A 26,341-nucleotide genomic window follows, 5' to 3' on the forward strand; every position below is an offset into this window, starting at 1 on the left:
CCTGCCAAGGCGCTGCTTGATCAGACCCCGCGGCGCCGCTCGGCTTTGGCGCGCATCTCGGCGGCGGCGGCTTCCATTTCGGGGGTGACCTTGAAGTGGCCTCCCCAGTCGTTCAGGGAGCCGGGCGGGTACTCCGGGGCGGGGAGGATTTGGCGCAGGAGGCGTTCGGGGAGGCCGCGGCGTTGCCATTCGCGGGGGTAGCCGAGGGAGACCTCTTCGAAGCGGACGCCGTCGTAGTGCGAGGTGCGCGGGATGTGCAGGTGGCCGTAGACCGAGCAGAGCACGTTGTAGCGGGTGTGCCAGTCAGCGGTCAGTTCGGTGCCGCACCAGAGCGCGAACTCGGGATAGAACAGCACGTCGGTGGGCTGGCGGACCATCGGGAAATGGTTGATCAGCACCAGCGGCGTGCCTTCCGGCAGCGCATCCAGCTTGCGCTTGGTGACCTGCACGCGGGCATGGCACCAGGCATCACGGGTGAGGTAGGGGTCCGAGGAGAGCAGGTATTCGTCGGTGGCCACCACGTTGCGGTCCCGCGCGATGGCGAGCCCCTCCGCCTTGGTGGTGGCGCCCTTCGGCAGGAACGAGTAGTCGTACAGCAGGAACAGCGGGGCCACCGTCACCGCGCCGCCGTGCTGCTCGGCGCCCGCGCCCTCCCACACCGGGAACGGATCCTCCGGGGTCAGCACGTCCAGATCCCGGCAGATCGACACGAGGTAGTCGTAGCGCGCGACGCCGGTCATCTGCACCGGGTCCTTCGCCGTCGTCCACAGCTCGTGGTTGCCGGGCACCCAGATCACCTTGGCGAACCGGCCGCGCAGCAGCTCGAGCGCCCACCGGATGTCGTCGGTCTTCTCCCCCACGTCCCCGGCCACGATCAGCCAGTCCTCCGGCGAGTCGGCATGAATCTGCTCGACCACCGGCCGATTCCCCTGGTGCCCGACGTGAATGTCGCTCACCGCCATCAACTTGGGTATCACCACACCTACCTTGGCACACCCGACCCGATCCGCGCCCGCCACCCCGCCGCGCGTCGCCCGCCGACGAGAGTTCGTCGCAGCTGCGAGTAACCATCAAGAGCTCGGCCAAACTGCAATGAGGCATTTATCTCGGAACAGGCAACCCGCGCAAATCTGCGCGCACGACCCACTATGTTGTTCGAACATGATCGCACGCAACACATTCCGAGGGATTGTCGTGGCATCATCGGCTGCGGCAGCCTGCCTCACCGTTCCAGGTCTGGCCGGGGCAACCATCAGTCCGCCGAGTACCGCATCGTTGCGGGTAGCCGGGGAGACCCTCACCGCGACGCCGAGCCGGATCAGCACCGACCTGATCGGCGGCACCGTGCAGTGCACGCTGCTGGTCGACGGCGACCCGCGGCAGAACATCCTGTCCCCCAGGCAGCCCGCACCCGCCGATTTCACGTTGACCCGCCAGCTGGCCGCGGGCGAGCATCTGGCCCTCACCTACTGCGCCGACTTCCCGCTCGGCTCCGATACGCCGAGCTCGTACCCGACGCTGGCCTGCGCCAAGGTGACGGTGCCCGCCGCGACGATCGAGTCGTTGCCGAACGACCAGTGCTTCCTGACCAACAGCTGATTCGCTGCACACGAAACCCCGGGCGCTGTCCGGGGTTTCGTCAGTTATCCGGAGCTTCGAAGGTGTCCGGGGACCTCCGCGCCGACGCGAGCCCACCGGCCGGACCAGGCTCGCCAGGAAACGGCGACCAGGCGGAGGAGCATGAAAGCGACCAGGCCGGACCAGATTCCGGCGATCCCCCAGTCGAAGACCAGCGACAGCCAGATGGCCGGGAGGAAGCCGAGCAGGGCCGAACCGAGCGTGGTGGTGCGCAGGTAGGCGGCGTCACCCGCGCCGAGCAGGACGCCGTCGAGGGCGAACACGATGCCTGCCACCGGGATGATGCACACGAAGAACCACCACGTGACGTGGGTGCGGTCCAACACAGCGGGGTCGTCGGTGAACAGTTTCGGGATCAGTCCCGCGCCCGCGGCGAAGCACGCGGCAAGTCCGAGGGCGAAGATCTCGGACCAGCCGGTGACACGACGGGCCAGCGCGCGGGCACCGGGTGCGTCACCCGCGCCGAGGGCCGCGCCGACCAGGGTCTGCGCGGCGATGGCGAGCGCATCCAGGGTCAACGCAAGGAAATTCCAGAGCTGCAGCACCAGTTGATGCGCGGCGACCGACGCGGCGCCGAACCGAGCGGCAACCGCGGCGGCGGAGACGAAGCAGGCCTGGAACGCGAGGCTGCGGACAATCAGGTCCCGGCCGAGGACCAGTTGCGCGCGCATCACCGACCAGTGTGGGGCGAGCGAAACCCGCTCACGCACCAGAGCATTCAGGAACAATCCGGCCATCACCAGCTGACCGGCCACGTTCGCGACGGCGGAGCCGGGCAACTCCAATCGTGGCGCACCGAGCAGCCCGTGCACCAGCACCGGACACAGCACACCCGAAACACCGAGCCCGGCAACGACATAGATGAGCGGACGACGAGTTTCCTGTACCCCGCGCATCCACCCGTTGCCCGCCATGGAGATCAGGATCAGCGGCACCCCGAACAGCGCGATCCGAACCCAGTCGCGCGCCTCGGCGGCGATGTCGCCACCACCGGCGATCGCGCTGGTCAATGGCACCGCGAAGAGCTGAACCAGCAGCAGAATCAGCAGGCCGACCACGACGGACAGCCAGGTCGCCTGCACACCCTCCGCCACCGCACCGCGCTCGTCGCCCGCACCGTGCCTGCGCGCGGCCCGCGCGGTGGTGCCGTAGGACAGGAACGTCAACTGCGAACTCGTTTGCGCCAGAATCAATCCGCCCACCGCGAGCCCGGCCAGCGCGAGCGCGCCGAGCCGCCCGACCACGGCGAGGTCGAACAGTAGATAGATCGGCTCGGCGACGAGCACGCCGAGGGTCGGCACCGCGAGCCGGAGTATCCGTCCCGGCCCGGCCTCGGCCGCCAGGCCGGCGTTACCGGTGGCAACCGTCGACGGCGCAGCACCCTCCGCCGGGTCGCCCTCGGTCGACACCGTGCCGCTCATGAAACCTCCCTCACCACAACGCATCCCACGCGAACAGGTCGCCGGCCCGGCACAGCGGCCGGGTCGCGATCATCGTGCCTCGGCACCGCAAGCCGGACAGCGACTACTCCCGCTACCCTGCCATGCGGCACCGACAGACCAGCGACTTCACACACCCCGTCGCTGTTCGCAGATCGCTTAGGCGGACGCGCGGCGTCAGCGATATGCCGCCGGACGCCAAGCCGCCGTGACGTGCACGCAGAGCCGATCGTGTGGATGCGGATAGCACTCAACCCAGCGCGGCCAGCAAGGTAGCAACAAGCTCGTCCGCAGCCCCGTAGGCCGTATACCCGGCGGCGAACCGATGCCCGCCACCCCCGAGCGCGGCCGCGATCTCCGCTACGTCCACCCCGTCATCCGCCCCCGGCCGACTGTCGCGCGCACGCAGCGACACCGTCCACCGGTCCCCTCCGGCACTGGATTCCTTGAACACCGCAGCAATCCCCGCCTCCGAGGTGGTGCGGACGATGTCGATAACACTCTCCGCCTCTTCCGAACTCACCCCGGCGATGTCATCGAGCCGCACGAACGCGTACACCAGCCCGATGCCGCCGCGCACCCCCGGCACGAGCTGCGCGGTGCCGAGCACCCGGGACAGCATGGTCAGCCACCCGAACGGATGGGTGTCCAGCAGCGCCCTGGCGATCTCGGCGCCGTCGATGCCGGTGGCCAACAGCCGCTCGGCCAGCTCGTGGGTACCGGGCCGGACCCACCGGAACGAGCCGGTGTCGGTCACCAGACCGGCGTAAAGGCAATGCGCCACTTCGGGATCGATCGCCACGCCCCACACGTCGAGCAACCGCACGATCAGGCTGGTCGTCGATTCCGCACCGGCGTCGACGACATTGATCGTGCCGAACCGATCATTGGAGCGATGGTGATCGATCACCAAAGTCTTTGCCGCCCCGGCCATTCGATCGACCAGCGCACCGAGCCGTCCGGCGCTACCGCAATCGACCGCGATCAGCAGGTCGACCTCGGCGGGCACGTCGGCCGGCGCCACCAGGTGATGCACACCCGGCAGCGACCGCATCGATTCGGGCAGCTCGGCCGGTTCGGCGAACGATACCCACACCGGCACCCCGCGCCGATGCAGGATCAACGCCAGCGCGAGACCGCTGCCGACGGTGTCGGCGTCCGGTTGTACATGGCAGACGATGGTGACCGAACGGGCGGCGTTCAACGCCTCGACGGCAGATTCGAGGTCGACCGCGTCCCGCATTGTCGTCATCGTCTACCGCATGTCACTCTGCGTCGTCGCGTTCGACCTTGTACGGGTCGGCGTCGCCGGCGTGCCTGGCGTTGGCGGCCACCTTCGCCACCTCTTCGTCCGCGGCCTTGGCTCTGGCCAGTAGCTCTTCCATGTCCTTGGCTACCTCGGGCACCTTGTCGAGCACGAACGCCAGGGTCGGCGTGAACTTCACGCCGGTGCCCGCACCCACCTTCGAGCGCAGCACCCCCTTGGCCTTCTCCAGGCCCGCGGCCGCGCCCGGATAGTCCGGTTCGGCGTCCAGGGTTTCGCCGAGCACCGTGTAGTACACCGTCGCGTCGCGCAGATCGCCGGTGACCTTGGCGTCGGTGATGGTCACGAAACCCAGCCGCGGATCCTTGATCTCGTACTCGATCGCGGTGGCCACGATCGAGGAGATCCGCTTGGCGAGTCGGCGTGCCCTGGCTTGATCCACCATGGCTGAACCTTCCTCACTAGATAGTTAGTCTTCGGGTCCGAAGATCCTGCGGCGCACTGCCAGCAACTGTAACTCCGGACGTGCCGCGACGTGCCGCTCACAGCGGTCGAGCACCTCGGTCAGGTGATCCATACCGGAACTGACCAGGGCCACCCCCAGCAGTGAACGACGATGGCGGTCTTGCTCTCCGCCCTCGGCGGCACTCACCCCGAAGCGCTGCAATTCGGCCAGGATGGGCCGGATCACCGAACGCTTCTCTTTGAGCGAGTGCACGTCTCCGAGCAGGAGGTCGAACTCGAGTGCCCCCAGGAACAACTACGCACCTCTTTGTGTCGAACAGGCCCGAGCTTTCGAGAACTCATCCCGCACGTCACGCCGGGCGGGTACCCGGCGTGACGTGCGGCGAGTGAACTCAGTCGCGCGGCTTCTCGCGCAGCTCGTAGGCCTGGATGATGTCGCCTTCCTTGATGTCGTTGTAGGTCAACGTCAAACCGCATTCGAAGCCCTCACGGACCTCGGTGACGTCGTCCTTTTCCCGCTTCAAGGAAGAGATCGTGACCGTCTCGGCGACCACCACGTTGTCGCGGAGCAAGCGCGCCTTGGCGTTGCGCTTGACCGAACCCTCGAGCACCATGCAGCCGGCGATGTTGCCGACCTTCGACGAACGGAAGATCGCGCGGATCTCCGCCCGGCCCAGGTCGACCTCTTCGTAGATCGGCTTGAGCATGCCCTTGAGGGCCTTCTCGATCTCGTCGATGGCCTGGTAGATCACCGAGTAGTACCGGATGTCCACGCCTTCGCGGTTGGCCAGCTCGGTGGCCTTGCCCTCGGCCCGGACGTTGAACCCGATGATGATCGCGTTCGACGCCGACGCCAGGTTGACGTTGGTCTCGGTGACACCACCGACACCGCGGTCGATGACCCGCAGGCGCACCTCGTCGTCGATCTGGATACCGAGCAGCGCCTCTTCGAGGGCCTCGACGGTACCCGAGTTGTCGCCCTTGAGGATCAGGTTGAGCTCCGAAGTCTCCTTCAGTGCGGCATCCAGATCTTCCAGGCTGATCCGCTTGCGGCTGCGTGCGGCCAGCGCGTTGCGCTTGCGTGCGTTGCGGCGGTCGGCGATCTGGCGAGCGATCCGGTCCTCGTCGACAACCAGCAGGTTGTCACCGGCACCGGGCACCGACGTGAAGCCGATGACCTGGACCGGCCGCGACGGCAGCGCCGCGATGACATCCTCGCCGTGCTCGTCGACCATGCGCCGGACGCGACCGTAGGCGTCGCCCGCCACGATCGAGTCGCCGACGCGCAGCGTGCCGCGCTGGATGAGCACGGTCGCCACCGGGCCACGGCCGCGGTCGAGGTGCGCCTCGATGGCCACACCCTGCGCGTCCATGTCCGGGTTCGCCCGCAGGTCCAGCGCCGCGTCCGCGGTGAGCAGGACGGCCTCGAGGAGCGCATCGATGTTGATGTTCTCCCGCGCGGAGATGTCGACGAACATGGTGTCGCCACCGTATTCCTCGGCCACCAGGTTGTATTCGGTCAGCTGCTGCCGGATCTTGTCCGGGTTCGCGCCTTCCTTGTCGATCTTGTTGACCGCCACCACGATCGGCACGTCGGCCGCCTGCGCGTGGTTGATCGCCTCCACCGTCTGCGGCATGACGCCGTCGTCGGCGGCGACCACCAGGATCGCGATATCGGTGGCCTTCGCACCACGGGCACGCATGGCGGTGAACGCCTCGTGACCCGGGGTGTCGATGAAGGTGATCAGGCGGTCGTTCTCGCCGAGGTGGGTCATCACCTGGTAGGCACCGATGTGCTGGGTGATGCCGCCGGCCTCGCCCTCACGGACGTTGGCCTTACGGATCGTGTCCAGCAGTCGGGTCTTACCGTGGTCGACGTGACCCATGACGGTCACCACCGGCGGACGCTGCTCGAGATCGTCTTCGCCGCCCGCGTCTTCGCCGTAGGTCAGGTCGAACGATTCCAGCAGCTCGCGGTCCTCGTCCTCCGGGCTGACCACGTGCACGACGTAGTTCATCTCGCTGCCGAGCAGCTCGAGGGTCTCGTCGTTCACCGACTGGGTCGCGGTGACCATTTCGCCGAGGTTGAACAAGGCTTGTACCAAGGCAGCCGGGTTCGCGTCGATCTTCTCCGCGAAGTCCGAGAGCGAGGCGCCGCGGGCGAGACGGATGATCTCGCCGTTGCCACGAGGCAGCCGGACGCCGCCGATGGCGGGCGCTTGCATGCTCTCGTACTCGGCGCGCTTCGCCCGCTTCGACTTACGGCCACGACGCGGTGCGCCACCGGGACGACCGAACGCGCCGGCCGCTCCGCCACGACCACCGGGACCACCCGGACGACCGCCGCCACCGCCACCGGGGCGACCGCGGAAACCACCGGGAGCGCCACCGGCACCGGGCGCACCCGTGCCGGCACCCGCGCCACCACCGGGAGCGCCGCCGCCGCGGTAGCCACCGCCACCGCCGCCGCCACCGGGACGACCCGCGCCGCCACCGCCGCCGGGACGACCGCCGGGACCACCCGGACGACCGGCACCGGGTCCACCGGCACCGCCCGGACGTGCCGCACGAGACGGCATCGCACCCGGGTTAGGACGAGGCGGCATCGAGCCGGGGCTCGGCCGCGGACCGCCGGGACGGGGACCGCCCTGGCCGGGAGCCGGACGCGAGCCACCCTGTGCCGGAGTACCCGGACGGGGCGAACCCTGAGCCGGACCCGGACGGGGACCGCCCTGGGCCGGACCCGGACGCGGGCCACCCTGACCGGGGGCCGGACGCGGCGCGGGACGCTCGGGAGCCGACGAATAAGGATTGTTGCCGACGCGCGGGGTCTTCGGCCCCGGACGCGGACCCGAACCACCGGGACGCGGCGAACCCTGTGCCGGAGCACCGGGACGCTGCTGCTGCTGACCCGGACGCGCGGCGTTCGGCGTCGGGCGCGGCCCGGCCGGTGCCGCGGGCGCGGCGCTCGCGGTCGCCTCGGTAGACGCCGCCGCGGCGGGTGCCGGTGCGACTTCCTGGGCGGCGGCGGGCTTGGGGGCCGGAGCCGGGGTCGGACGTGCTGCGGGTCCCGGCTTCACGGCCGGTCCCTCGCTGGTCCGCGGGGCTTCGCGGACGGTTTCCTGCTGAGCCGCCGCTGCCGGGGCGGGCGCGGGAGCCGGCGGACGCGGCCCCGGACGGGGACCGTTTCCTGCGGGCTTCGCGGCCGGACGGGCCGACGAGGACGGGCCGGGGCGTGATCCCGACTTGGTGCCGTTCGCGGGGGCTGATTTGGATGCGAACGACTCACGCAGCCGGCGCGCGACGGGTGCTTCCACCGTCGAGGACGCCGACTTCACGAACTCGCCCTGCTCCTTGAGCTGTGCGAGTAGTTCCTTGCTGGTGACACCGAGTTCTTTGGCCAACTCGTGCACGCGGGCCTTGCCTGCCACTGCTCTCCTCACTGAGAGGTCGAGCAGGTGCACCCGTTGTTCAGGGACGGGGCCCGCACGACCTCGGGTTATCTCCGATGGACGTTCATCGTTGGTGCTTCACGGTGTGCTCATGAGTGCTCGTGCCTGTTCTCGAGGTACTGCTCCAGGGCTGAGATATCCAGATTTCCGGACACTCTTAGTGCTCTGCCGAATGCTCGGCGCCGTTCTGCCGCGGTCAGACAAGCCGAGACGGGGTGCAACCAGGCACCCCGTCCGGGAAGTCTGCGCCGCGGATCGGGAAGGATCGTGACGGAAGGCGGACCGTTTCCGGTATCCGTTTCCCGTGCGACGATCCGCAACAGATCGGCGGCCAACTCGCGCTTCCGGCACCCGATACAGGTCCGAATCGGTTGCGCGTGCTGAACCTGTGTCCACTCTACCGCCGACCCGGTCGGATCAACGAACCGCTCCCCTGCGGAAGTTACCAACATGTCATCCCGACGGTCCGATTCCCGACTCGGGACATCCAACGGACGGTGTGCCGCGTCGGTTCCGGTCAACTCCGGTGCGCCTCCGTCCGCACCGAGCCGCCGCCCATGTCCGGGGCGGCGTCGCTGCGGATATCGATCCGCCAGCCGGTCAGCCGGGCGGCCAGGCGGGCGTTCTGCCCCTCCTTGCCGATGGCCAGCGATAGCTGGAAGTCCGGCACCACGACCCGCGCGGCGCGCGCCTCGGGATCGACGATGGTGACCGACACCACTTTCGACGGCGACAGCGCATTGCCGACGAACGTCGCCGGATCCTCCGCGTAATCGATGATGTCGATCTTCTCGCCGGCCAGTTCGCTCATCACGTTGCGCACCCGCTGCCCCATCGGGCCGATGCAGGCGCCCTTGGCGTTGACGCCGGACACGGTGCTGCGCACCGCGATCTTGGAGCGGTGCCCGGCCTCGCGGGCCACCGCGACGATTTCGACAGAGCCGTCGGCGATTTCGGGTACCTCGAGGGCGAACAGCCGGCGCACCAGGTTGGGGTGGGTGCGCGAGAGGGTGATCTGCGGGCCACGCGGGCCACGCGAGACGCCGACGACGTAGCACTTGATCCGGTCGCCGTGCTCGTAGGTCTCACCGGGCACCTGCTCGGCGGGCGGGATCAGACCCTCGGCGCCGTTGATCTCGCTGCCGATGCGGACCACGATGGTGCCGCGGGCGTTGGCTCTGGCATCGCGTTGCACCACGCCGCCGACGATGTCGCCCTCGTGCGTGGAGAACTCGCCGAAGGACTTCTCGTTCTCGGCGTCGCGCAGTCGCTGCAGCACCACCTGGCGGGCGGTGGTCGCCGCGATCCGGCCGAAACCCTCTGGGGTGTCGTCCCATTCGGAGACCATGTTGCCGTCGGCGTCCAGCTCGCGCGCCATCACCCGGACCGTGCCGGTCTTCTGGTTGATGTCGATGCGCGCGTTGGGCTGATGGCCCTCGGTGTGCCGGTATGCGGTGAGCAGCGCCGACTCGATCGCGGAGATCACGGTCTCGATCGAGATCCCCTTGTCGGCGACGATCGCGCGCAGGGCTTCGATTTCGATGTTCATTCCACGATCCCTTCGGTCGGCGAATCGGACGCTGTTACTGATTCGGGTAGTAATGGTGTTGATCCTCGAACATCCGCGGCGTCGACCGCCGGCTCATCATCTTGCTGGCCAGGTACCGGGCGGCCGGGGATGATGCCCCCGGCGAGTTCCAATTCCTTGGCGCCCGGCTTGGAGAATTCCACTTGCACTACGGCCTCCGCGATATCTGCGAGCGAGACCTGCACCACGTGGGGTTTGTGCTTGCCGCCGAGTACCAGGGCAACTGTATCGCCGCTCAGCTCACCCACCCTCGCCTCGAACTTCGCCGAGCCGCCCGGTTCGGGAGCCTGCGCACCCTCGCGTAGGTGGACGCGCACCTTGCGCCCGCGCGCGCGACGCCAGTGCCGGTCGGCGGTGAGCGGACGGTCCACGCCCGGTGTGGTGACTTCCAGCAGATACGGCGTCTCGCCGAAATCGCCTGCCTCGTCCAGCAACTCCGAAAGTTCGGTGCTGAGAGTGGCGATGGTGTCCAAATCGGAAGGGCCGTCGCTGTCGACGGTCACCTTCAATCGAGCCTGCGCGTCCGCATGCTTGCCGGTCGTCGAGATCTCGACGCCCTCGAGGTCGAATCCTCGGCGTTCGACGAGTCCAGCTACCAGCTGGCTCAGCCTTTCCTCGGTCGGCATCGGCATATGGGGCGGCTCCTGGTTCAGTTGTCACGGCGGTGTCGTTTCGAGCGACCTGCAAGCAGTCGCACGCTGTGTTGTTTCGAGCGACCTGCAAGCAGTCGCTAGCGGTGGGAATTTTCTACCGAAGGTCTAGCGTAACGCGCCCAGAGAGTGTAAAGGACCAACGGGCAGGCACTACGCGCGCCACGTCTATGCCTGGTCCAGGGGCGCCTCGCGAATCTGGCACGATGGTGCCGTGCCCATCCGCCTTCCCGCGCAGCCGATCGTCCTGTGCACCTCCGGCATCCCCTCCGACCGGCACGCTTCCCGGTTCGCCATGGACCGTCGCGGCATGTTACGGCTCGCCGGTGGCGGCGCGGTCGGCGTGCTCGCGCTCGGCGCGGTGACCGGTTGCAGCGATGACACGGTGTACGAGCCGGATCCGCTTGCCGCCCAAGAGGTTCAAGCCCGCACCGATGCCGCGGCGGCGACCGCGGCCATCGCGTTGGCACCGCAGCGGCACAGTGCGTTGACCGCGATCGCGACCGAAAGGACCGCGCACGCAGACGCTTTGAAGGCCGAGGTCGATCGGCTGATCGGCGTTTACGGTGACGGCACCAAGCCGGTCCATCGCACCAGGACGAACGGGCCCGGGCAGGCTTCCGGACCGTCCGCGGTGGCATCCGGGACGGCGATTCCGCCCAGCCCGCCGCCGTCGGTCGAGGTGCTGCGCGCTCAGCTCACCAAATCGCAGCAGTCGGCCGCCGAGCTGGCACACAGTCAGTCCGGCTATCGGGCGGGGTTGCTCGCCTCGATCAGCGCGGCGTGCGCCGTTCAGGCAGGAGTGTTGCTCGCATGACCGATGCCGAACGTCAAGCGCTGCTCGATGCGCTGCGTGCCGAATACGGGGCGGTGTATGCCTACGGGGTGATCGCCGCGTACGCCTCGCCGGAACGTGGTCGCCTTGTCGCCGAGAACACCGCTGCGCACCGCGCCCGCCGGGACGCCACGATCGACGCCCTAACGGCCGCCGGTGTCACCGCGCCGCCGTCGGACGCCGCCTACACGGTCCCGTTTCCGGTCAACGACCCGATTCCGGCCGCGCACCTGGCCGCGACGGTCGAAACCGATACCGCCGTCGCGTGGCGTTCGGTGGTCGAACGTGGTGACTCCGAACCCGTCCGGCGGATGGGCGTCGAGGCATTGACGGAAAGTGCTGTGCGGCTTGCCACTTGGCAGTCGATCCTGGGCACCAACCCACCGACGATCGCCTTTCCGGGCAAAGCCTGACCCACTACGCACAAAAGGCCGGTCCCGCTGCGGGACCGGCCTTTTCGCGTCGATGGCTACGGGCGCATCGCGTACGCACCGTCGTAGGACGCGACCTCGGCCCACACGCGGTCGAAACGAGGACGGTCGGCGACCGGCGGACGCAAAGCCGAAGCGGCCCAACCCTGTTGGTCAGGGGTGGCGGTCGGCTTGCCGTACAGCGCGGTGGCGTAGGCGTTGAAGTCGCGGATCTGGAAGTCGAAGATCTGGTCGAGCAGATCGCGATCCAGGCCGGTGATCGCCGCCTGCTCCAGGATCAACTGGCCGTAGACCACCAGGGAGAACAGGTGGCCGATGGTCAGCATGAAGTCCAGGTCCTTCTGCTGATCAGCACTCGGGGCGGCGGTGCTCAGCAGCGTGCGCAGCGCCTGGGCCTGCTCGAAGAAGCGACCGACGTTCGGGATGTCGGCGTGCTGCTGGTAGGCGGGGGTCCAGTCGGCGAACTGCACCTTGCCCGCGCCGCGCGCCGGGCCCTGCTGCCAGAAGAACTCGTCGTCGGCGGCATCCTGGCGGGTGCCGATCTCCGGGTAGTCCTTCGGGTTGAACAGGTAGTTCGGCATGAACTTCAGGATCTGCCCGACGTTCACGTGCACGGTGCCCTCGAGCCGGGGCAGCGTGTTGATCAGCCGGGCCACCTCGGCGAAGTAGGTGTTCTTCTCGAAGCCCTTGGCCGCCAGCACATCCAGCAGCAGCGTCATCACGGTCTCGCCCTCGGAGGTCACCTTGGACTTCGTCATCGGGTTGAACAGCAGGTAGCGCCGGTCCTCCAGGCTCGCGCTGCGGAAGTAGTCCACGGCGCGGTCGCTGAACAGCTTCATCGCCACGATGCGGGCGTAGGCGTCGACGAAATTCGTTCGCACGTGCGGGAACTCGGTGACCGGGTTGCCGTAGAGGATGCGGTTGTTGGCGTGCGTGATCGCCTCGTAGAAGGAGTGCTCGACCATGCCGATGCCGCCGTGGCAGAGGTTGAACTTGCCGACGTTGACGGTGTTCAGCGCCGCCGAGAACGCCTCGGGTCCGGTGTGCAGGATGTCCTGCGCGCGCACCGGGTAGTTCTCCAAACGGAAAGTGCTGACGTACATCTGCTGGTGCACCACGTTGCCGAGCAGCCGGTAGTTCTCGTGCCTGCTGTCCGCGGCGAACCAGACGTAGCCGTCCGCGCCCTCGATGTCGTCGCGCCGGGAGAACACCGAAACCATGCTCGCCACATTGCCGTTGCCGATGTAGTACTTCTCGCCGTTGGCGCGGAACAGGATTCCGGCCTCGGCGTCGGCGCTGCCCGGCTCGCTCGGGGTGAGCACGAGGTCGGTGTTGTAGATGTCGGCGCCGTGCTCGCGCTCGGACAGCCCGAACGCCATCACCTGTCCGTCGGCCAGGTCCGCGGCCGCCCGCTGCTTGGCTTCCTTGTTCTCGCTCTGCCAGATCGGGCCGAGGCCGAGGATGGTCACCTGCTCGGCGTACCAGTACGCCAGACCGTAGAAGCCGAAGATCTCCGACAGCGCCGCGTTGCGCGCCGCGTCCCAGCGCCGGTTCTCATCACCGTCGGCGTACGCGGCCGGGGTCAGGAAGGTCGCGAACAGCTTCTCCTTCGCGACGAAGTCCAGGAAGTCCGCCGTCCACACCGCGTCCGCATCATCGGCCAGCAGCTGCTGCTTACCCCGCGACTCGAACCACTCGATGGTCGCGCGCAGCAGCCGCCGAGTCTCGGCATCGAACTGCTGCGGGTCGTAGGTGGCCGGGTTGAACAACAACGCGTCGGTGCTCGTCATGCCGTTAACTTACCAGCGGGTAATCGCAGTCCGGAGCGGGTCTGTCGTACTTCACACAGCAAATCTCCCCTACGCGACCGTAGGTCCCCCGGTCTGTTACACCCGGCAAACAGTGCGGCCCCGATGGATAGTCCATCGGGGCCGCGCAGAGTGGTTGGCGGCTAGCCGCGGACCTTGGCGACGACGGCGGCGACGGCCGAGTCGGCGGGGATCTCGTCGGCTGCGCCGGTGAAGCGGTCGCGGAGTTCGACCTTGCCCTCGGCCCAGCCGCGGCCGACCACGAGAACCAGTGGCATGCCGAGCAATTCGGCGTCCTTGAACTTCACGCCCGGGGATGCGGTGCGGTCGTCGAAGAGGACGTCGAGGCCTTGGGCGTTGAGGCCGGCCACGACCTCCTCGGCACCGGCGCGGGCGGCGTCGTCCTTGTTCGCGATGACGACGTGCACGTCGTAGGGCGCGACCTCGGCGGGCCAGCGCAGGCCCTTGTCGTCGTGCTGCTGCTCGGCGATCACCGCGACCATGCGGGAGACGCCGACGCCGTAGGAGCCCATGGTCAGGCGCACCGGCTTGCCGTTCTCGCCGAGCACGTCGACGTCGAACGCGTCGGTGTACTTCTGGCCGAGCTGGAAGATGTGGCCGATCTCGATGCCGCGGGACGCGACCAGCGAGCCACGACCGTCCGGCGAAGGATCGCCGTCGCGGACCTCGGCGGCCTCGATGGTGCCGTCGGGGGTGAAGTCACGGCCTGCGACGAGGCCGACGACATGCTTGCCCTTCGCGTCCGCGCCGGTGATCCAGGCGGTGCCGGTGACCACACGCGGATCGACCAGATAGCGAACACCGTTGGCCTGCAACGCCTTCGGACCGATGTAGCCCTTCACCAGGAACGGGTTGGCGGCGAAGTCGGCCTCGGTGAGCAACTCGACCTCGGCGGGTTCGACCGAAGCACCGAGGCGCTTGTCATCGACCTCGCGGTCGCCGGGGAGGCCGATGCCGACGATCTCGGACTTGCCGTCCGGGTGGTGCAGCTTCACCATCACGTTCTTCAAGGTGTCGGCGGCGGTCACCGGACGACCGAACTGCTCCGCGATCCCGGCACTGTTGGCCCAGTCGACCAGCGTCGCGATGGTGGGGGCGTCCGGGGTGTCGTGCACGACGGCCTCGGCCTGTCCCTCGAGGGGCAGCGGCGCGGGCGCGGGCGTGATCACGGCCTCCACGTTGGCCGCGTAGCCGGATTCGAGGCAGCGCACATAGGTGTCCTCGCCGACCGGGCTGTCGGCGAGGAACTCCTCGGACGCGCTACCGCCCATCGCGCCGGACGTGGCCGCCACGATGACGTACTTGACCTGCAGCCGGTCGAAGATCCGCTGATAGGCCTCGCGATGCGCGGCGTAGCTCGCCTTCAGGCCGTCCTCGTTCAGGTCGAACGAGTAGGAGTCCTTCATGATGAATTCGCGTCCGCGCAGGATGCCGGCGCGGGGCCGTTCCTCGTCGCGGTACTTGTTCTGGATCTGGTACAGCGTGACCGGCAGGTCCTTGTACGAGTTGTATTCGCCCTTCACGGTGAGCGCGAACAGCTCCTCGTGCGTCGGGCCGAGCAGGTAGTCCGCGCCCTTGCGGTCCTGCAGGCGGAACAGGCTGTCGCCGTACTCGGTCCAGCGGTTGGTGGTCTCGTACGGGTCGCGCGGCAGCAGCGCGGGCAGCGAGATCTCCTGGGCGCCGATCGCGTCCATCTCCTCGCGCACCACGTTCTCCACCCGGCGCAGCACCCGCAGGCCGAGCGGCAGCCAGGAGTAGACGCCCGGCGCGATGCGCCGCACGTATCCGGCGCGGACGAGCAGTTTGTGGCTGGGCACCTCGGCGTCGGCGGGATCGTCGCGCAGGGTACGCAGGAAAAGGCGAGAGAGGCGGGTGATCACGGATGCACAGGGTAGTCGCTGGCCGAGCGATGTTCACAGCGCATTACCGTTATCGCTCGTGCTGGTGCTGCTGCCTCCCTCCGAAACCAAGTCCGACGGTGGTACGGACGTTCCGCTCGACCTCGGCGAGCTGTCGATGCCGCAGCTCACGGCGGTGCGCGACCGGCTCATCGATGAGGTCACCAAGTTAGCGACCGACCCGGACGCCTCCCGCGCCGTGCTCGGCCTCGGCAAGGGGGCTGACAGTGAGATCGCCCGGAACGCGACCCTGCGCACCTCCCCCACTCGCCCCGCGCTGGAGCGCTACACCGGCGTGCTCTACGACGCGCTGGACGCGAGCTCGTTCACCAAACCGCAGCGCGCCAAGGCGTACGCGCGGCTCGGTATCGGCTCCGCGCTGTTCGGTGCGGTTCGCGCGAGCGACCCGATTCCGGCCTACCGGCTGTCCGGCGGCTCGAAACTGCCCGGGCTGCCGACCCTTTCGGCCGTCTGGCGGGACTCGCTCGCGGATGCGCTGCTCGCCGAGGCCGCAGGTGACCTCGTTGTCGACCTGCGCTCGGGCACGTATCAGCAGCTCGGTCGTGTTCCGGGGGCCGTCACCGCCAATGTGCTCACCGAGCATGCCGACGGATCACGCACCGTGGTGAGCCATTTCAACAAGCATCACAAAGGGCTGCTCGCCCGTGCCCTGGTCCTCACCCGCGCCGAGCCCACCGACGTCCGCGGCCTCGCCAAGGTCGCGGACAAGGCTGGATTGCGCACCGAAATCGCCTCGCCCACCGAGCTGTTGATCATCACCTGAGCGAACGTCGGCGGCTGTCCATCAAACCGAGCTCGCCCGACGACAGGACGAGCTCGCCTACGCCGTTAGCGTCGCCAGTTCCCGGTGGAGGTTGGCCCGTGCCGCAGCCTCGAATCGTGTTCGGGCGGTGGGGGTTCGGAAGAGTATCGGCTGCCCGGCCAAGCTCTGGAGTACGGCCGCACGCCCGGCACGGAACAGATCGTCGGGCACGTGCCGGTACTCGGCTCTGACCGCAGCGGTGTACGCGGCGTACCGAACCGCATCGACATCCTCGGCATCCCCGGCCAGCTCATCGATGACGCCCAACATCGCAGCCAGGTGATCAACCGTGTGGTACCGCCGATGCTCTTCCTGATAGCGGCGGACCAGGTCAGCTCCAACAGCGCCGGCTTCCGCCCCCGCAAGTTCCGCCCAACGCTCTAGCAGGTCTGTCTCTGTCGGTCTCCCCATCCAGACAGTCTGCCGAGCCACCCGTCCGCCGACAATGCGCCGTTGCTCACCCCGAGCCGCGCCCCGCCGACGGTTCTCCCTGATCGACCACGATGCCCTCCGACACTTGGTGGTCTTGTCCCTCCTCGAGCGACTCCCGTCGATCGAGCGCGTATTGCAGCGCCAGCGCGCCGAATACGATTACGGCACCGGCAATCTGATGCCCGTAGAGCACATCGCCGCGCACTCCCACCCCGAGCGCCACGGCAACCAGCGGCATCAGATAAAAGGCCAGCCCGGCTTGCAACGGCCCGACCGCACCGATCAACCAGTAGTTGAGCAGGAACGCCACCGCCGTCCCGATGCCCATCGCGATCAGCGAACCAGTCACCGCGGGTGTGGGATTCATCTTTTCCAGCAACTGCGGCGCGGTGACCACGAGCATCAGGAGCCCGGCGACCATCGCCTGACTGGCCGCCAGCGCGACCTTGGAATAGCCGAGCGTGCTGATCAAGTGCTTCGCGTACGCATAGGCGACGGCGTAACAGACAGCGCCGCCAAGGCACGCGAGCTGCCCTGTCAACGACGACCGGGACTGCTCACCCCACGGCGCCATCAGCACGATGATCCCACCGAATCCCAGCACCGACGCGACCACCTCGCCACGACTCCCCTTGTGCCGCAACAGCAACCAGACAACAGGCAGCGACGCCAACGGCGTCACACTGTTGTAGATGCCCGCCATGCTCACCGACACGTTCTGCTGACCCCAGGCAAACAGCATCCACGGCAAGGCCTGCCCGAGCACCCCCATCAGCAACAGCCGCGCCCAGATACCCCACCCACGCGGCAACTGCCGCCGCATCGCCACGCAAATGGCCAGCAGGATGGCCCCGCCCAGCCACAGTCGTGCCGCCACGATCTGCGCCGGATCGGCGCCACCCAGTGCCACGTCGACCAGCAGGAAGTTGGATCCCCAGATGGCCGCGAGTGCGATCAGAGCAAGGCGGCCAGCGGCGTGCACGTGAGCGCCCTTCCCGACGCCACCGGATAGTCGTCGGTGAAGATGCGCAGCCCACCGTCGGCGTACCAGGACATGATCTGGCCATCCAGCCGCGCCCGCAGCTCGATGATGTCGACGACCGCCTTGGCGCATTCGTTGAGTTCTTCGTGGCCGACGAACGAGAATTCGGCGAGTAGATCGAGGGTGACCGCCTCGTGTTCCTCGTCCTCGTTGACCCCGGAATGCGCGGCGATCGGCTTGGAAAACTCTTCTGACAGATCATGTTCCCGGCAGCGCGTGAGGAACAGGTCGAGGAAGTCGGGCTCGGGTTCCTCCATCGGGAACAGCGTGCTGATGATGCCGAGCGGGAATTGGCAGGCGTGCACGCCCATCGTCGCCATGATCGACATGGTCGCGGGCAACGGCTGCATGCGCAGCAGCTGATCACGGGTAATGCCCACCGCTTTCAGTGACTTTTCCAGCATGCGGTCGTGGTTGCGTTCGGCTTGATAGAACGCCATGAACTGCTGCCAGACCTCGATGCCGATATCGTCGCGCGCCAACAGCGGGGCCAATGCGCGCGGGCACAGATGCGTGACGTGCCAGTATTCGATGGCATAGCCGATGATCTGCTCCCTGCTCAGCTCGCCGGAAACGAGAGCGTCGCTGAACGGGCTGTTGATGGTCGCCCGCGCCGCGTCGGCGGCGCGCTTGAGGTGCGCGTAAGCACCGACGCCGGTGGTTCCGCTCGCCGGATCGACCGCATCCGAGTCGGCCAGCATGCCCTGTTCGTCGAGTGCCGCCAGTACCGCGTCGAATTCTTCCCGGCTCCCGGGGAATTCGGCGGCGAGATCGTCGGCCGACCGGGCACCGGATGCCAACGACAGAAAGAACTTTCGGGATTCGTCGGCGCGTCCCTCGAGGTATTCGAGTTCGATCCAATGCTTGTCCGCCAGATAGGACAGCCGGATACCGTCGGCCGTTTCGGTCCGTTCGACCTCGCGGCGCAAGGTCGGGCGCCGCAACATGTCATGACCGGCCATCGTCAACTCCTGCGGTAGTAGGAACGGGTGACGAGCCGATCGTGCGCACCAGCGGCCGACCGGGATCGCCGTAATAGTCGAGGATTCCGTTGAAGAACTCGGCATAGGCCTCGACGAACAGATGCGCCTTACCGACCAGACGCGCTTCGGTGCCGACGGGCAGGGGCGGCAGCGCCGCGAAGAATTCCCGGCTGACACTGCCGTGATCATGACCGGCGTTGACTTTCGCGTGCTGCCGCAGCGGCTCGACGAAATGCGGCGCGATACCCGCGGTGGCGCACGCGCGCAGGAACGAATCGTAGTAGGCGCCTTCGTCTTCGGCCTTTTCGAGGCGTCCTTCGAGAATGCCGATGGTGGCGATGAAGAACAGTGGATCGGTCCGCGCCCACCAGGACAGCAATTTGATCAAACCCGACGTGGTGGACAGCGGTCGGGCGGCCACCAGGTCCTGGCGGCTGATGCCCAAGCCTTCGAAGGCCCGGACCACGATGTCGTCGTGGCGGTGCTCCTCGTGATAGAAGTCGTTCGCCATGGTGCGGATCGCGTCGCTGCTCGGGTAGGACAGGATCGCGGAGTCGAATTCGCTTTCCCGAGAAAGGAAGAACCAATTCTCCAGGCCGAACCCGTAATACACGTTCGGCTCGACCTGCTCCGGATGATCGAGGATCGCACGCCAGAACGGGCCGTCGTAGATCAGTTCTTCGAGCAGCCGATTCACCACGTGTTCGACGGCGCTGAGCACGGCCATCGGCGATTCGGCCGCGGGCACCGAGCGGTCGGCGAGCAGGCCGGCGATCTGCGCGGGGAGCAGAATCGTCGCGAGCTGGTCCGGCGCGACGCCCGTCTTCGCCGAGATCTCCGCCAGGGAAGTGGAACCATCGGTCGAGCGCAGCACCGCGCCGAGCTGCTCGGCGGTGATGTCGCCTTCCGGCTCGACCTCGAATGTCACCTCCCCACTGCGCAATTCGAGAGTGTCGGCGGAGGTGTCCGATACCTCCGCCAAGAGCTGGGGTTTGCCCGGGATTGTTCGAGTCACCGCGCCGTCGACCTTTCCTGCCATGGAATTCAAGGGGCGGGTGGGGCGCACCGATGCGGGGGCCGCCCCACCCTTTACTCTGCTGCGAACTCAGAGGTGAACTGCGGTCAGAGCAACAACCTTCGAAGTACGACGAATTTTCATGACAGAACCTCCCCTCGGGGACCATGCGCTGATGCGCCAACCGCTGGGTGGGCTGACGCCGAGCGGCTAACGGAAATGTCCGATTCCGGACGTCCCAAGAATAACAGCGGACCATCAGAAGTAAAGCGAAATCTGTTGCTCGCCTTAACATTTGGAATGTCGTCCCCCATTTCTCGGGGCATGACACCGCGCATTTCGTCAGCGATGAAAGCTCAACGCCTTTGCGGCGGCGCGGACTAGGCAATGAGCACAGCAACGGCGGCGGAGGTAATTGAGTGGTCACTTACTCGGATCTCACCGAGTTCGCCTGCACGGCAACGGATCAGCCGCGTCCGCGAAACCTGACACGACATCGAAAGGGTAAAGCACCCCTTGACACCACTGAACCCGGGAGCGCCGCATCGCTCCCGGGTTCGAGGTAAACCGATAGTGCCCGGCGCTACCGCTGAGCCGCGTCCACCAATGCGCGAATCTTCTCGACACCGGCCGGTGCACCGTCGTTCTCCCAGAACGGAAGTGCCGACGAGTACACGTCCCCGTACACCGGCGTGTTCACTTGGAAGCGCCAGCTCTCGCTCAACGGGCCGACATCGACGACGTCGTACCCGAGTACGTCGAGCAGTTGTGCCGCTGCGGCTTTCGCCGCCGCGTCGTCGCCCGCGATGGGCAGCGCCGTGCGATCCGGCGCGCCGACCGGCCGGGCCAGCTGGCCGAGATGCGCGAAATAGATGTTGTTGAACGCCTTCACGACCTTCGAGGTCGGCAGATGCCGCTGCAGCAGTTCGCTGCTCGTGGTCGACCCGTCCTCGATCTCGGCGAAGGTGCCGTCCCGATCCGGGTAGTAATTGTTGGTGTCGATCACGACCTTGCCCGCCAGCGGCGCCACCGGCACCTGCCGATAGTTGCGCAACGGCACGGTGACCACCACGATGTCGCCCGCCGCGCCCGCCTCCTCGGCGGTCGCCGCCCGGGCCCGCGGGCCGAGTTCCGCGACGAGATCGGCCAGCGTCTCCGGACCACGCGAGTTGCTGAGCACCACATCCAGTCCCGAAACGATGGCGAGCCGCGCCACGGTACTGCCGATGTTTCCGCTACCGATCAATCCAACGATGGTCATACACCGTCGAACGACGCCACGACCTGCGATGTTCCCGCGCGCGGTCCGGCAAGCTCAGCGGCGTGAGCGGCGTCACGCGGGGCGCTACGGCACGTCGGCGGTGGCGGTGAGGTCGCGGATGAGCAGCGCGGCATGCAGCGACGTGCGGGATTCACCGTCCTCCAGATCGACGGCGAGGATGCGTTCGATGCGGGCCAGCCGGTCATAGAGCGTGGGTCTGCTGATGTTGAGCCTGCGCGCGAGTTCGGTCTTGTTGCCCGCCAGGTCGAGGAACTGGCGCAGGGTGCGGGTCAGGTCGGCGGTGTGCCGAATGTCGTGGCGCAGCAACGCACTCAGCTCGGTCTCGGCGAAGCGTTGCACGCCGGGTTCGTTGCGGATCAGCGAAAGCAGCCCGCGCAGCCGGACATCGCCGCTGCGGTAGAACGGCCGCGGCGGCGAAGTCGCCAGCGACAGTGCCACTTCCGCGACGTGCGCGGCATGCGGCAGCTCGTGCGCGGTGTCGAGCAGCGAATCCGATTCCGCGCCAACGCCGATCACCACCCGCTCGACGCCGTCCACCCGGCGCACCTCGCCGGTGATCGCGGTGCACGCGACCGTCAGGCTCGCGTCGAGCTCGCCACCGCGGGGCAGCGCCAGAATCATGCCGACCCGATCGCCCTGGTCGGCGGCGGCGAGCGCGGTCAGCTTCGCCAGCCCGAGGCCGTGCGTGACCGCGTCCAGGATGCCCGCGGCGCGGCGCTGCCTGGCCACCGGATCGGTCTCCGCGACCGCGGCGATATCGATCGCCAGGGGCACGTAGGCGGCGCGGCGGGCCAGGCCGAGCGCGGCGGCGCGTGCCACCGCGTCCCGCTCGTCCAGCACCCGGCCGTTGACCATGTCGTCGATGAGGCCGGTCTGTGCCTGCCGGTGCAGGCCGAAGCGATCCTTCTCGATCATCCGGTGCAGGGTGAGCGTCTGGGCGGCCCGCTCCAGCACCATCGTGGCGCGGGCGGTCGGCACGTCGCCGGCGGGCAGGATCAGCCGCCCCCACCGCTGGGTGTGCGGGCCGACGGCCACCGCGTCCCAGCCGTCGGGCAGCAGCCGCGAGGTAGTCTCCCAGTCGTCGAGCAGCGCCGAGGTGGACGCGTGCTTGGCGGTGAGCGTGAGCACCCGGTGCGACAGGTCCTCCAGCACCACCGACGAATCGAGCATGTCCGCAGCGGTTTTCACGATTTCGGCGAGCGAGGCGCGGCGCACGCTGAGGTCGGTGAAGGTCTCGTGCACGGTGCGCGCGAACTCGAGTTCGGCGTACTGCTCGGCCACGATCACCCGGTGCACCGCCTCGGTGATCTCGACGAACCGGGTGATCCTGTGCAGCACGATCAACGGCAGGCCGAGCGCGTCCGCGGTCGCGGCGACGACCGGCGCGAGTTCCGGCACGTAGCCGCCCAGCTCGATGACCAGCCCCGCGACCCCGGCGGCGGCCAGCGCGGTCAAATAGCCGACCGTCGCGATGTCGCCGTGGCTCATGGCCTGCCCGGTGGTGAGGATCAGTTCGCCGCCGACCAGCAGCTGCGCCACATCCGCCACATCGCTGACGTGCACCCAGCGCACCGGCCGATCAAGCGATCCGCCCGCGACGACCTCGGGTTCCCCGGCGCGCACCACCGGCATCGCCAGCACATCGGCCACAGAGGGAAGCACCGACGAATCGTAATACGAAATCCGAAATCACGTACAGATCGTCGGGCCATCCAGGAAGGTTGATGCCGGAGAGTAGTACCGAGGAGGCGTCCATCCCGCCGACGCACCGCGACGCTCACGGATCGAATCGAGGAGACATGCAGGCCCACCCGTCACCCGACCGCCACCCCCCACGGAATCGCTACGCGATGCGGACTATCGCGCACTGGCTCGACGGCAAGGCTTTCGCAGGCACCAGCGAGGCGACCGCACCGGTGACCAATCCGGCGACCGGGGTGGTGACCGGACAGGTCGCGCTCGCCAATGTCGCGGACACCCGCGCGGCGATCGACGCCGCCGCCGACGCCTTCCCGGCCTGGCGGGACACCTCGCTGGCGCGGCGCACGCAGATCCTGTTCCGGTTCCGCGAATTGCTGAACGAGCGCAAGGAAGACCTCGCGAAGCTGATCACCGCGGAGCACGGCAAGGTGCTGGCGGACGCGATGGGCGAGGTGAGCCGCGGCCTGGAGGTCGTCGAATTCGCTTGCGGCGTATCGCATCTGCTGAAGGGCGGCTACAGCGAGAACGCGTCGACGAAGGTGGACATCTTCTCCATCCGCCAGCCGTTGGGTCCGGTGGCCGTCATCTCGCCGTTCAATTTCCCGGCGATGGTGCCGATGTGGTTCTTCCCGCTGGCCATCGCGGCGGGCAATACGGTGGTGCTCAAGCCGAGTGAGAAGGATCCGTCGGCGTCGCTGTGGCTGGCCGAGCTGTGGGACGAAGCGGGTTTGCCTGCCGGCGTTTTCAACGTGGTGCAGGGCGACAAGGTCGCGGTCGACGAGCTGCTGGACAACCCGGCGATCAAGGCGGTCTCGTTCGTCGGCTCGACCCCGATCGCGAAGTACGTCTACCAGCGCGGAACCACCGCGGGTAAGCGGGTGCAGGCGCTCGGCGGCGCGAAGAACCACATGGTGGTGCTGCCGGACGCCGACCTGGATCTGGCCGCCGACGCCGCGGTGAACGCCGGATTCGGTTCCGCGGGTGAGCGATGCATGGCGATCAGCGTGGTGGTCGCGGTCGGCGACCCGGCCGACGAGCTGGTCGGCAAGATCACCGAGCGGGCCGGCACCATCAAGACCGGCGACGGCACCCGCGGTACCGACATGGGCCCGCTGGTCACCCGCGCGCACCGCGACAAGGTCGCCGAGTACATCGCGGCGGGCGAATCCGCCGGTGCCAGTGTGGTACTCGACGGTCGCGGGATCGAGGCCGACGGCGCGGCGGACGGCTTCTGGCTCGGGCCAACGATTCTCGATCATGTCGGCACCGAGATGAGCGTCTACACCGACGAAATCTTCGGCCCCGTCCTCTCGGTGGTGCGGGTGGACAGTTACGACGACGCGCTCGCGCTGATCAACGCCAACCCGTACGGCAACGGCACCGCCATCTTCACCAACGACGGCGGCGCGGCGCGGCGCTTCCACAACGAGGTCGAGGTCGGCATGGTCGGCATCAACGTGCCGATCCCGGTGCCCATGTCCTACTACAGCTTCGGCGGCTGGAAGAACTCGCTGTTCGGCGACTCGCACGCGCACGGCGCCGACGGGGTGCACTTCTTCACCCGCGGTAAAGCGGTGACGACGCGGTGGCTGGACCCGAGCCACGGTGGGATCAACCTCGGTTTCCCCGAGAACAAATAGCGCACAAGTAACCGACAACCCCAGCGACGCAGGAGAACTCGCCGATGACCCTCCCGAACGGATCGACACCGGAGACCGTACGCGCGGCGGCCGCCCGCGCGTACGAACTCGATCGCCGCCACGTCTTCCACTCCTGGTCCGCCCAGGCGCATCTCCACCCGATGACGATCAGCGCCGCCCAGGGCTGTTACGTCTGGGACGGGGAGGGCAACCGGCTGCTCGACTTCTCCTCTCAGATGGTGAACACCAATATCGGCCATCAGCACCCGAAAGTCGTTGCGGCGATCCAGGAGCAGGCCGCCAAGCTGTGCACCATCGCACCGCCGCACGTCAACGACGCCCGCTCGGAGGCGGCCCGGCTGATCGCCGAGCGGACACCCGGTGAGCTGAACAGGATCTTCTTCACCAACGGTGGCGCGGAAGCCGTCGAGCATGCGGTGCGGATGGCCCGGCTGCACACCGGCCGCTACAAAGTGCTGGCGCGCTACCGCTCCTATCACGGCGGCACCGAGACCGCGGTCAACCTGACCGGTGATCCGCGGCGCTGGCCGAACGATCACGGCAACAGCGGCGTGGTGCACTTCTTCGGCCCGTTCCTCTATCGGACGCAGTTCCACTCGACGGACGAAACCGAGGAAACCGCACGCGCTTTGGCGCATCTCGAGCAGACCATCGCGTTCGAGGGGCCGAACACCATCGCGGCGATCGTGCTCGAATCCATCCCGGGCACAGCGGGAATCATGGTTCCGCCGCCCGGCTATATGGCGGGTGTTCGGGCGCTGTGTGACAAGTACGGCATCATCTTCATCGCCGACGAGGTGATGTCGGGCTTCGGCCGCACCGGAAAGTGGTTCGCGATAGAGCATTTCGAGGGCGTCGTGCCCGATCTGCTCACCTTCGCGAAGGGCGTGAACTCCGGCTACGTGCCGCTCGGCGGGGTGGCGATCAGCCCGGCGATCGCCGCGACCTTCGACGACACCCCCTACCCCGGCGGGCTCACCTACTCGGGTCATCCGCTGGCCACGGCCGCCGCGGTCGCGACGATCAACGCGATGGCGGACGAACGCGTCATCGAGAACGCGGCCGAGATCGGTGCCCGGGTACTCGGTCCCGGCCTGCGTGAGCTCGCCGATCGGCACCCGAGCATCGGCGAGGTGCGCGGCACCGGGGTGTTCTGGGCGCTGGAACTCGTCCGCGATCGGACGACTCGCGAACCCCTCGCACCCTATGGCGGAACGAGTCCGGCGATGAACGAGGTCGTCGCCGCGTGCAAGGCCGCCGGGCTGCTGATGTTCGTCAACTTCAACCGGCTGCACGTGGTGCCGCCGTGCATTGTCAGCGAGGCCGAAGCCAAGGAAGGGCTGGCCATTCTCGACCAGACGCTGACCGTGGCCGACCAGCACGCTTCCTGACGACACGTCCTGGCGACGGCCGGGGCCGATCGCATGGTCGGTCCCGGCTTTCGCCGGTCCGGAATGCCGTTGGCTCACCCGGTGTTCCACTTGTGCGTGACCGATACCACTGAGCTTTCCGAAGATCTGAAGAAGTATCTGGACGAGTCCAAGGTGTTCGCGACCGCGGCGACCATCGGGCCCAATGGGCAACCCCACCTGACCGTCATCTGGCTCAAGCGTGATGGCGACGACCTCGTATTCTCCACCACCACCGATCGCCAGCAGGGCAAGAACCTGGCGCGCGATCCGCGAATCACGGTGATGATCAACCCACCGGAGGAGCCGTACAGGTACGCGGAGATCCGCGGCACCGCGACGCTCACGGCGGATCCGGACAAGACACTGCCGGACGAATTGTCATCGAAGTACACCGGTCAGAAGTACCGGGACTTCAATCCCGCGTCGGTCAACGACGGCCCGCGGGTGATCGTCCGCGTGACACCACGCAAGGTCGCGGGTCGCCTCTGAAAAACGAGCGGG

24 protein-coding genes are annotated in these 26,341 nt (G+C 67.7%); 8 read left to right on the forward strand and 16 right to left on the reverse strand.

Going from position 1 to position 26,341, the window contains the following annotated elements:
* Positions 1 to 20: 20 nt before the first annotated feature.
* Positions 21 to 977, reverse strand: a complete 957-nt coding sequence (locus tag ACFWF1_RS08730; protein WP_379284584.1) for a metallophosphoesterase family protein — start codon at positions 975 to 977, stop codon at positions 21 to 23.
* A 217-nt stretch (positions 978 to 1,194) separates the two neighbouring features.
* Here ACFWF1_RS08730 and ACFWF1_RS08735 point away from each other — a divergent pair, with 217 nt between their 5' ends.
* A complete protein-coding gene (locus ACFWF1_RS08735) occupies positions 1,195 to 1,599 on the forward strand; it encodes a hypothetical protein (protein ID WP_379284585.1) in 405 nt (134 codons plus the stop codon).
* A 44-nt stretch (positions 1,600 to 1,643) separates the two neighbouring features.
* On the opposite strand, the gene ACFWF1_RS08740 is transcribed toward ACFWF1_RS08735, so the two are convergent.
* From ACFWF1_RS08740 to rimP, 8 genes are all read right to left on the reverse strand, one after another.
* Positions 1,644 to 3,059, reverse strand: coding sequence for an MATE family efflux transporter (locus ACFWF1_RS08740; RefSeq protein ID WP_379284586.1), 1,416 nt, complete (start codon positions 3,057 to 3,059; stop codon positions 1,644 to 1,646).
* 268 nt (positions 3,060 to 3,327) lie between these two features.
* The gene (locus ACFWF1_RS08745; protein ID WP_379284587.1) at positions 3,328 to 4,329 is read right to left on the reverse strand and encodes a bifunctional oligoribonuclease/PAP phosphatase NrnA; all 1,002 of its coding nucleotides are present in this window, start codon (positions 4,327 to 4,329) and stop codon (positions 3,328 to 3,330) included.
* A 13-nt stretch (positions 4,330 to 4,342) separates the two neighbouring features.
* Positions 4,343 to 4,786 (reverse strand): 30S ribosome-binding factor RbfA, encoded by a 444-nt coding sequence (gene rbfA / locus ACFWF1_RS08750; RefSeq protein WP_379284588.1) that lies wholly within the window; start codon positions 4,784 to 4,786, stop codon positions 4,343 to 4,345.
* Positions 4,787 to 4,810: 24 nt separating this feature from the next.
* Positions 4,811 to 5,101 carry a DUF503 domain-containing protein gene (locus ACFWF1_RS08755; RefSeq protein ID WP_357378586.1) on the reverse strand — a complete coding sequence of 97 codons (291 nt, stop codon included), beginning with the start codon at positions 5,099 to 5,101 and terminating at the stop codon, positions 4,811 to 4,813.
* A gap of 97 nt (positions 5,102 to 5,198) precedes the next feature.
* Positions 5,199 to 8,237, reverse strand: a complete 3,039-nt coding sequence (gene infB, locus ACFWF1_RS08760) for a translation initiation factor IF-2 (RefSeq protein WP_379284589.1) — start codon at positions 8,235 to 8,237, stop codon at positions 5,199 to 5,201.
* Positions 8,238 to 8,347: 110 nt separating this feature from the next.
* Complete coding sequence (locus ACFWF1_RS08765) at positions 8,348 to 8,707, reverse strand: YlxR family protein (RefSeq protein WP_379284857.1); 360 nt, start codon at positions 8,705 to 8,707, stop codon at positions 8,348 to 8,350.
* 68 nt (positions 8,708 to 8,775) lie between these two features.
* A complete protein-coding gene (gene nusA, locus ACFWF1_RS08770; RefSeq protein ID WP_150405716.1) occupies positions 8,776 to 9,807 on the reverse strand; it encodes a transcription termination factor NusA in 1,032 nt (343 codons plus the stop codon).
* Complete coding sequence (rimP, locus tag ACFWF1_RS08775; protein WP_379284590.1) at positions 9,804 to 10,478, reverse strand: ribosome maturation factor RimP; 675 nt, start codon at positions 10,476 to 10,478, stop codon at positions 9,804 to 9,806. Before rimP ends, nusA begins: the two co-directional genes overlap by 4 nt.
* Positions 10,479 to 10,710: 232 nt before the next feature.
* Here rimP and ACFWF1_RS08780 point away from each other — a divergent pair, with 232 nt between their 5' ends.
* Both ACFWF1_RS08780 and ACFWF1_RS08785 read left to right on the forward strand, forming a co-directional pair.
* Positions 10,711 to 11,313: a hypothetical protein gene (locus ACFWF1_RS08780; protein WP_379284591.1), complete on the forward strand. Its 603-nt coding sequence runs from the start codon at positions 10,711 to 10,713 to the stop codon at positions 11,311 to 11,313.
* Positions 11,310 to 11,744: a ferritin-like domain-containing protein gene (locus ACFWF1_RS08785; protein ID WP_379284592.1), complete on the forward strand. Its 435-nt coding sequence runs from the start codon at positions 11,310 to 11,312 to the stop codon at positions 11,742 to 11,744. Before ACFWF1_RS08780 ends, ACFWF1_RS08785 begins: the two co-directional genes overlap by 4 nt.
* A gap of 56 nt (positions 11,745 to 11,800) precedes the next feature.
* Here ACFWF1_RS08785 and ACFWF1_RS08790 read toward each other — a convergent pair whose 3' ends face one another.
* Together ACFWF1_RS08790 and ACFWF1_RS08795 are read right to left on the reverse strand one after the other, a co-directional pair.
* Positions 11,801 to 13,552: an acyl-CoA dehydrogenase family protein gene (locus ACFWF1_RS08790; protein ID WP_379284593.1), complete on the reverse strand. Its 1,752-nt coding sequence runs from the start codon at positions 13,550 to 13,552 to the stop codon at positions 11,801 to 11,803.
* A 161-nt stretch (positions 13,553 to 13,713) separates the two neighbouring features.
* Positions 13,714 to 15,471, reverse strand: coding sequence for a proline--tRNA ligase (locus ACFWF1_RS08795; RefSeq protein ID WP_379284594.1), 1,758 nt, complete (start codon positions 15,469 to 15,471; stop codon positions 13,714 to 13,716).
* 58 nt (positions 15,472 to 15,529) lie between these two features.
* On the opposite strand from ACFWF1_RS08795, the gene yaaA reads away from it, so the two are divergent.
* Together yaaA and ACFWF1_RS08805 are read left to right on the forward strand one after the other, a co-directional pair.
* Positions 15,530 to 16,273 (forward strand): peroxide stress protein YaaA, encoded by a 744-nt coding sequence (gene yaaA, locus ACFWF1_RS08800; protein WP_379284595.1) that lies wholly within the window; start codon positions 15,530 to 15,532, stop codon positions 16,271 to 16,273.
* Between the two features lie 210 nt (positions 16,274 to 16,483).
* Positions 16,484 to 16,696 carry a hypothetical protein gene (locus ACFWF1_RS08805; protein WP_379322164.1) on the forward strand — a complete coding sequence of 71 codons (213 nt, stop codon included), beginning with the start codon at positions 16,484 to 16,486 and terminating at the stop codon, positions 16,694 to 16,696.
* Positions 16,697 to 16,769: 73 nt separating this feature from the next.
* Here ACFWF1_RS08805 and ACFWF1_RS08810 read toward each other — a convergent pair whose 3' ends face one another.
* From ACFWF1_RS08810 to ACFWF1_RS08830, 5 genes are all read right to left on the reverse strand, one after another.
* Positions 16,770 to 17,726 (reverse strand): DMT family transporter, encoded by a 957-nt coding sequence (locus tag ACFWF1_RS08810; protein WP_379284597.1) that lies wholly within the window; start codon positions 17,724 to 17,726, stop codon positions 16,770 to 16,772.
* Positions 17,699 to 18,748 (reverse strand): iron-containing redox enzyme family protein, encoded by a 1,050-nt coding sequence (locus tag ACFWF1_RS08815; RefSeq protein ID WP_379284598.1) that lies wholly within the window; start codon positions 18,746 to 18,748, stop codon positions 17,699 to 17,701. The genes ACFWF1_RS08810 and ACFWF1_RS08815 overlap by 28 nt, the downstream gene beginning before the upstream one ends.
* On the reverse strand, positions 18,735 to 19,808 hold the full coding sequence (locus tag ACFWF1_RS08820) for a hypothetical protein (RefSeq protein ID WP_379284599.1): 1,074 nt from the start codon (positions 19,806 to 19,808) through the stop codon (positions 18,735 to 18,737). Before ACFWF1_RS08820 ends, ACFWF1_RS08815 begins: the two co-directional genes overlap by 14 nt.
* 559 nt (positions 19,809 to 20,367) lie before the next feature.
* Entirely contained in the window at positions 20,368 to 21,045 is a 678-nt protein-coding gene (locus ACFWF1_RS08825; protein ID WP_379284600.1) for an NADPH-dependent F420 reductase, read from the reverse strand.
* Positions 21,046 to 21,129: 84 nt separating this feature from the next.
* On the reverse strand, positions 21,130 to 22,698 hold the full coding sequence (locus ACFWF1_RS08830) for a PucR family transcriptional regulator (RefSeq protein ID WP_379284858.1): 1,569 nt from the start codon (positions 22,696 to 22,698) through the stop codon (positions 21,130 to 21,132).
* A 218-nt stretch (positions 22,699 to 22,916) separates the two neighbouring features.
* Here ACFWF1_RS08830 and ACFWF1_RS08835 point away from each other — a divergent pair, with 218 nt between their 5' ends.
* The 3 genes from ACFWF1_RS08835 to ACFWF1_RS08845 all read left to right on the forward strand — a co-directional run bounded on the left by ACFWF1_RS08835 (position 22,917) and on the right by ACFWF1_RS08845 (position 26,329).
* Positions 22,917 to 24,407, forward strand: a complete 1,491-nt coding sequence (locus ACFWF1_RS08835) for a CoA-acylating methylmalonate-semialdehyde dehydrogenase (RefSeq protein WP_379284859.1) — start codon at positions 22,917 to 22,919, stop codon at positions 24,405 to 24,407.
* Between the two features lie 44 nt (positions 24,408 to 24,451).
* Positions 24,452 to 25,819 (forward strand): aspartate aminotransferase family protein, encoded by a 1,368-nt coding sequence (locus ACFWF1_RS08840; RefSeq protein WP_379284601.1) that lies wholly within the window; start codon positions 24,452 to 24,454, stop codon positions 25,817 to 25,819.
* A gap of 96 nt (positions 25,820 to 25,915) precedes the next feature.
* Positions 25,916 to 26,329, forward strand: a complete 414-nt coding sequence (locus ACFWF1_RS08845; RefSeq protein WP_379284602.1) for a PPOX class F420-dependent oxidoreductase — start codon at positions 25,916 to 25,918, stop codon at positions 26,327 to 26,329.
* Positions 26,330 to 26,341 lie beyond the last annotated feature (12 nt).

Source organism: Nocardia sp. NPDC060255, assembly GCF_042727395.1.
GTDB lineage: Bacteria > Actinomycetota > Actinomycetes > Mycobacteriales > Mycobacteriaceae > Nocardia.

What these genes read in the sequence shown, in the direction of transcription:
- ACFWF1_RS08740 (WP_379284586.1), bottom strand. Translation starts at nt 3,059, where the DNA reads ATGAGCGGCACGGTGTCGACCGAGGGCGACCCGGCGGAGGGTGCTGCG.
- ACFWF1_RS08745 (WP_379284587.1), bottom strand. Translation starts at nt 4,329, where the DNA reads ATGACGACAATGCGGGACGCGGTCGACCTCGAATCTGCCGTCGAGGCG.
- rbfA (WP_379284588.1), bottom strand. Translation starts at nt 4,786, where the DNA reads ATGGTGGATCAAGCCAGGGCACGCCGACTCGCCAAGCGGATCTCCTCG.
- nusA (WP_150405716.1), bottom strand. Translation starts at nt 9,807, where the DNA reads ATGAACATCGAAATCGAAGCCCTGCGCGCGATCGTCGCCGACAAGGGG.
- rimP (WP_379284590.1), bottom strand. Translation starts at nt 10,478, where the DNA reads ATGCCGATGCCGACCGAGGAAAGGCTGAGCCAGCTGGTAGCTGGACTC.
- ACFWF1_RS08785 (WP_379284592.1), top strand. Translation starts at nt 11,310, where the DNA reads ATGACCGATGCCGAACGTCAAGCGCTGCTCGATGCGCTGCGTGCCGAA.
- ACFWF1_RS08790 (WP_379284593.1), bottom strand. Translation starts at nt 13,552, where the DNA reads ATGACGAGCACCGACGCGTTGTTGTTCAACCCGGCCACCTACGACCCG.
- ACFWF1_RS08815 (WP_379284598.1), bottom strand. Translation starts at nt 18,748, where the DNA reads ATGGCCGGTCATGACATGTTGCGGCGCCCGACCTTGCGCCGCGAGGTC.
- ACFWF1_RS08820 (WP_379284599.1), bottom strand. Translation starts at nt 19,808, where the DNA reads ATGGCAGGAAAGGTCGACGGCGCGGTGACTCGAACAATCCCGGGCAAA.
- ACFWF1_RS08825 (WP_379284600.1), bottom strand. Translation starts at nt 21,045, where the DNA reads ATGACCATCGTTGGATTGATCGGTAGCGGAAACATCGGCAGTACCGTG.
- ACFWF1_RS08830 (WP_379284858.1), bottom strand. Translation starts at nt 22,698, where the DNA reads ATGCCGGTGGTGCGCGCCGGGGAACCCGAGGTCGTCGCGGGCGGATCG.
- ACFWF1_RS08835 (WP_379284859.1), top strand. Translation starts at nt 22,917, where the DNA reads ATGCGGACTATCGCGCACTGGCTCGACGGCAAGGCTTTCGCAGGCACC.
- ACFWF1_RS08840 (WP_379284601.1), top strand. Translation starts at nt 24,452, where the DNA reads ATGACCCTCCCGAACGGATCGACACCGGAGACCGTACGCGCGGCGGCC.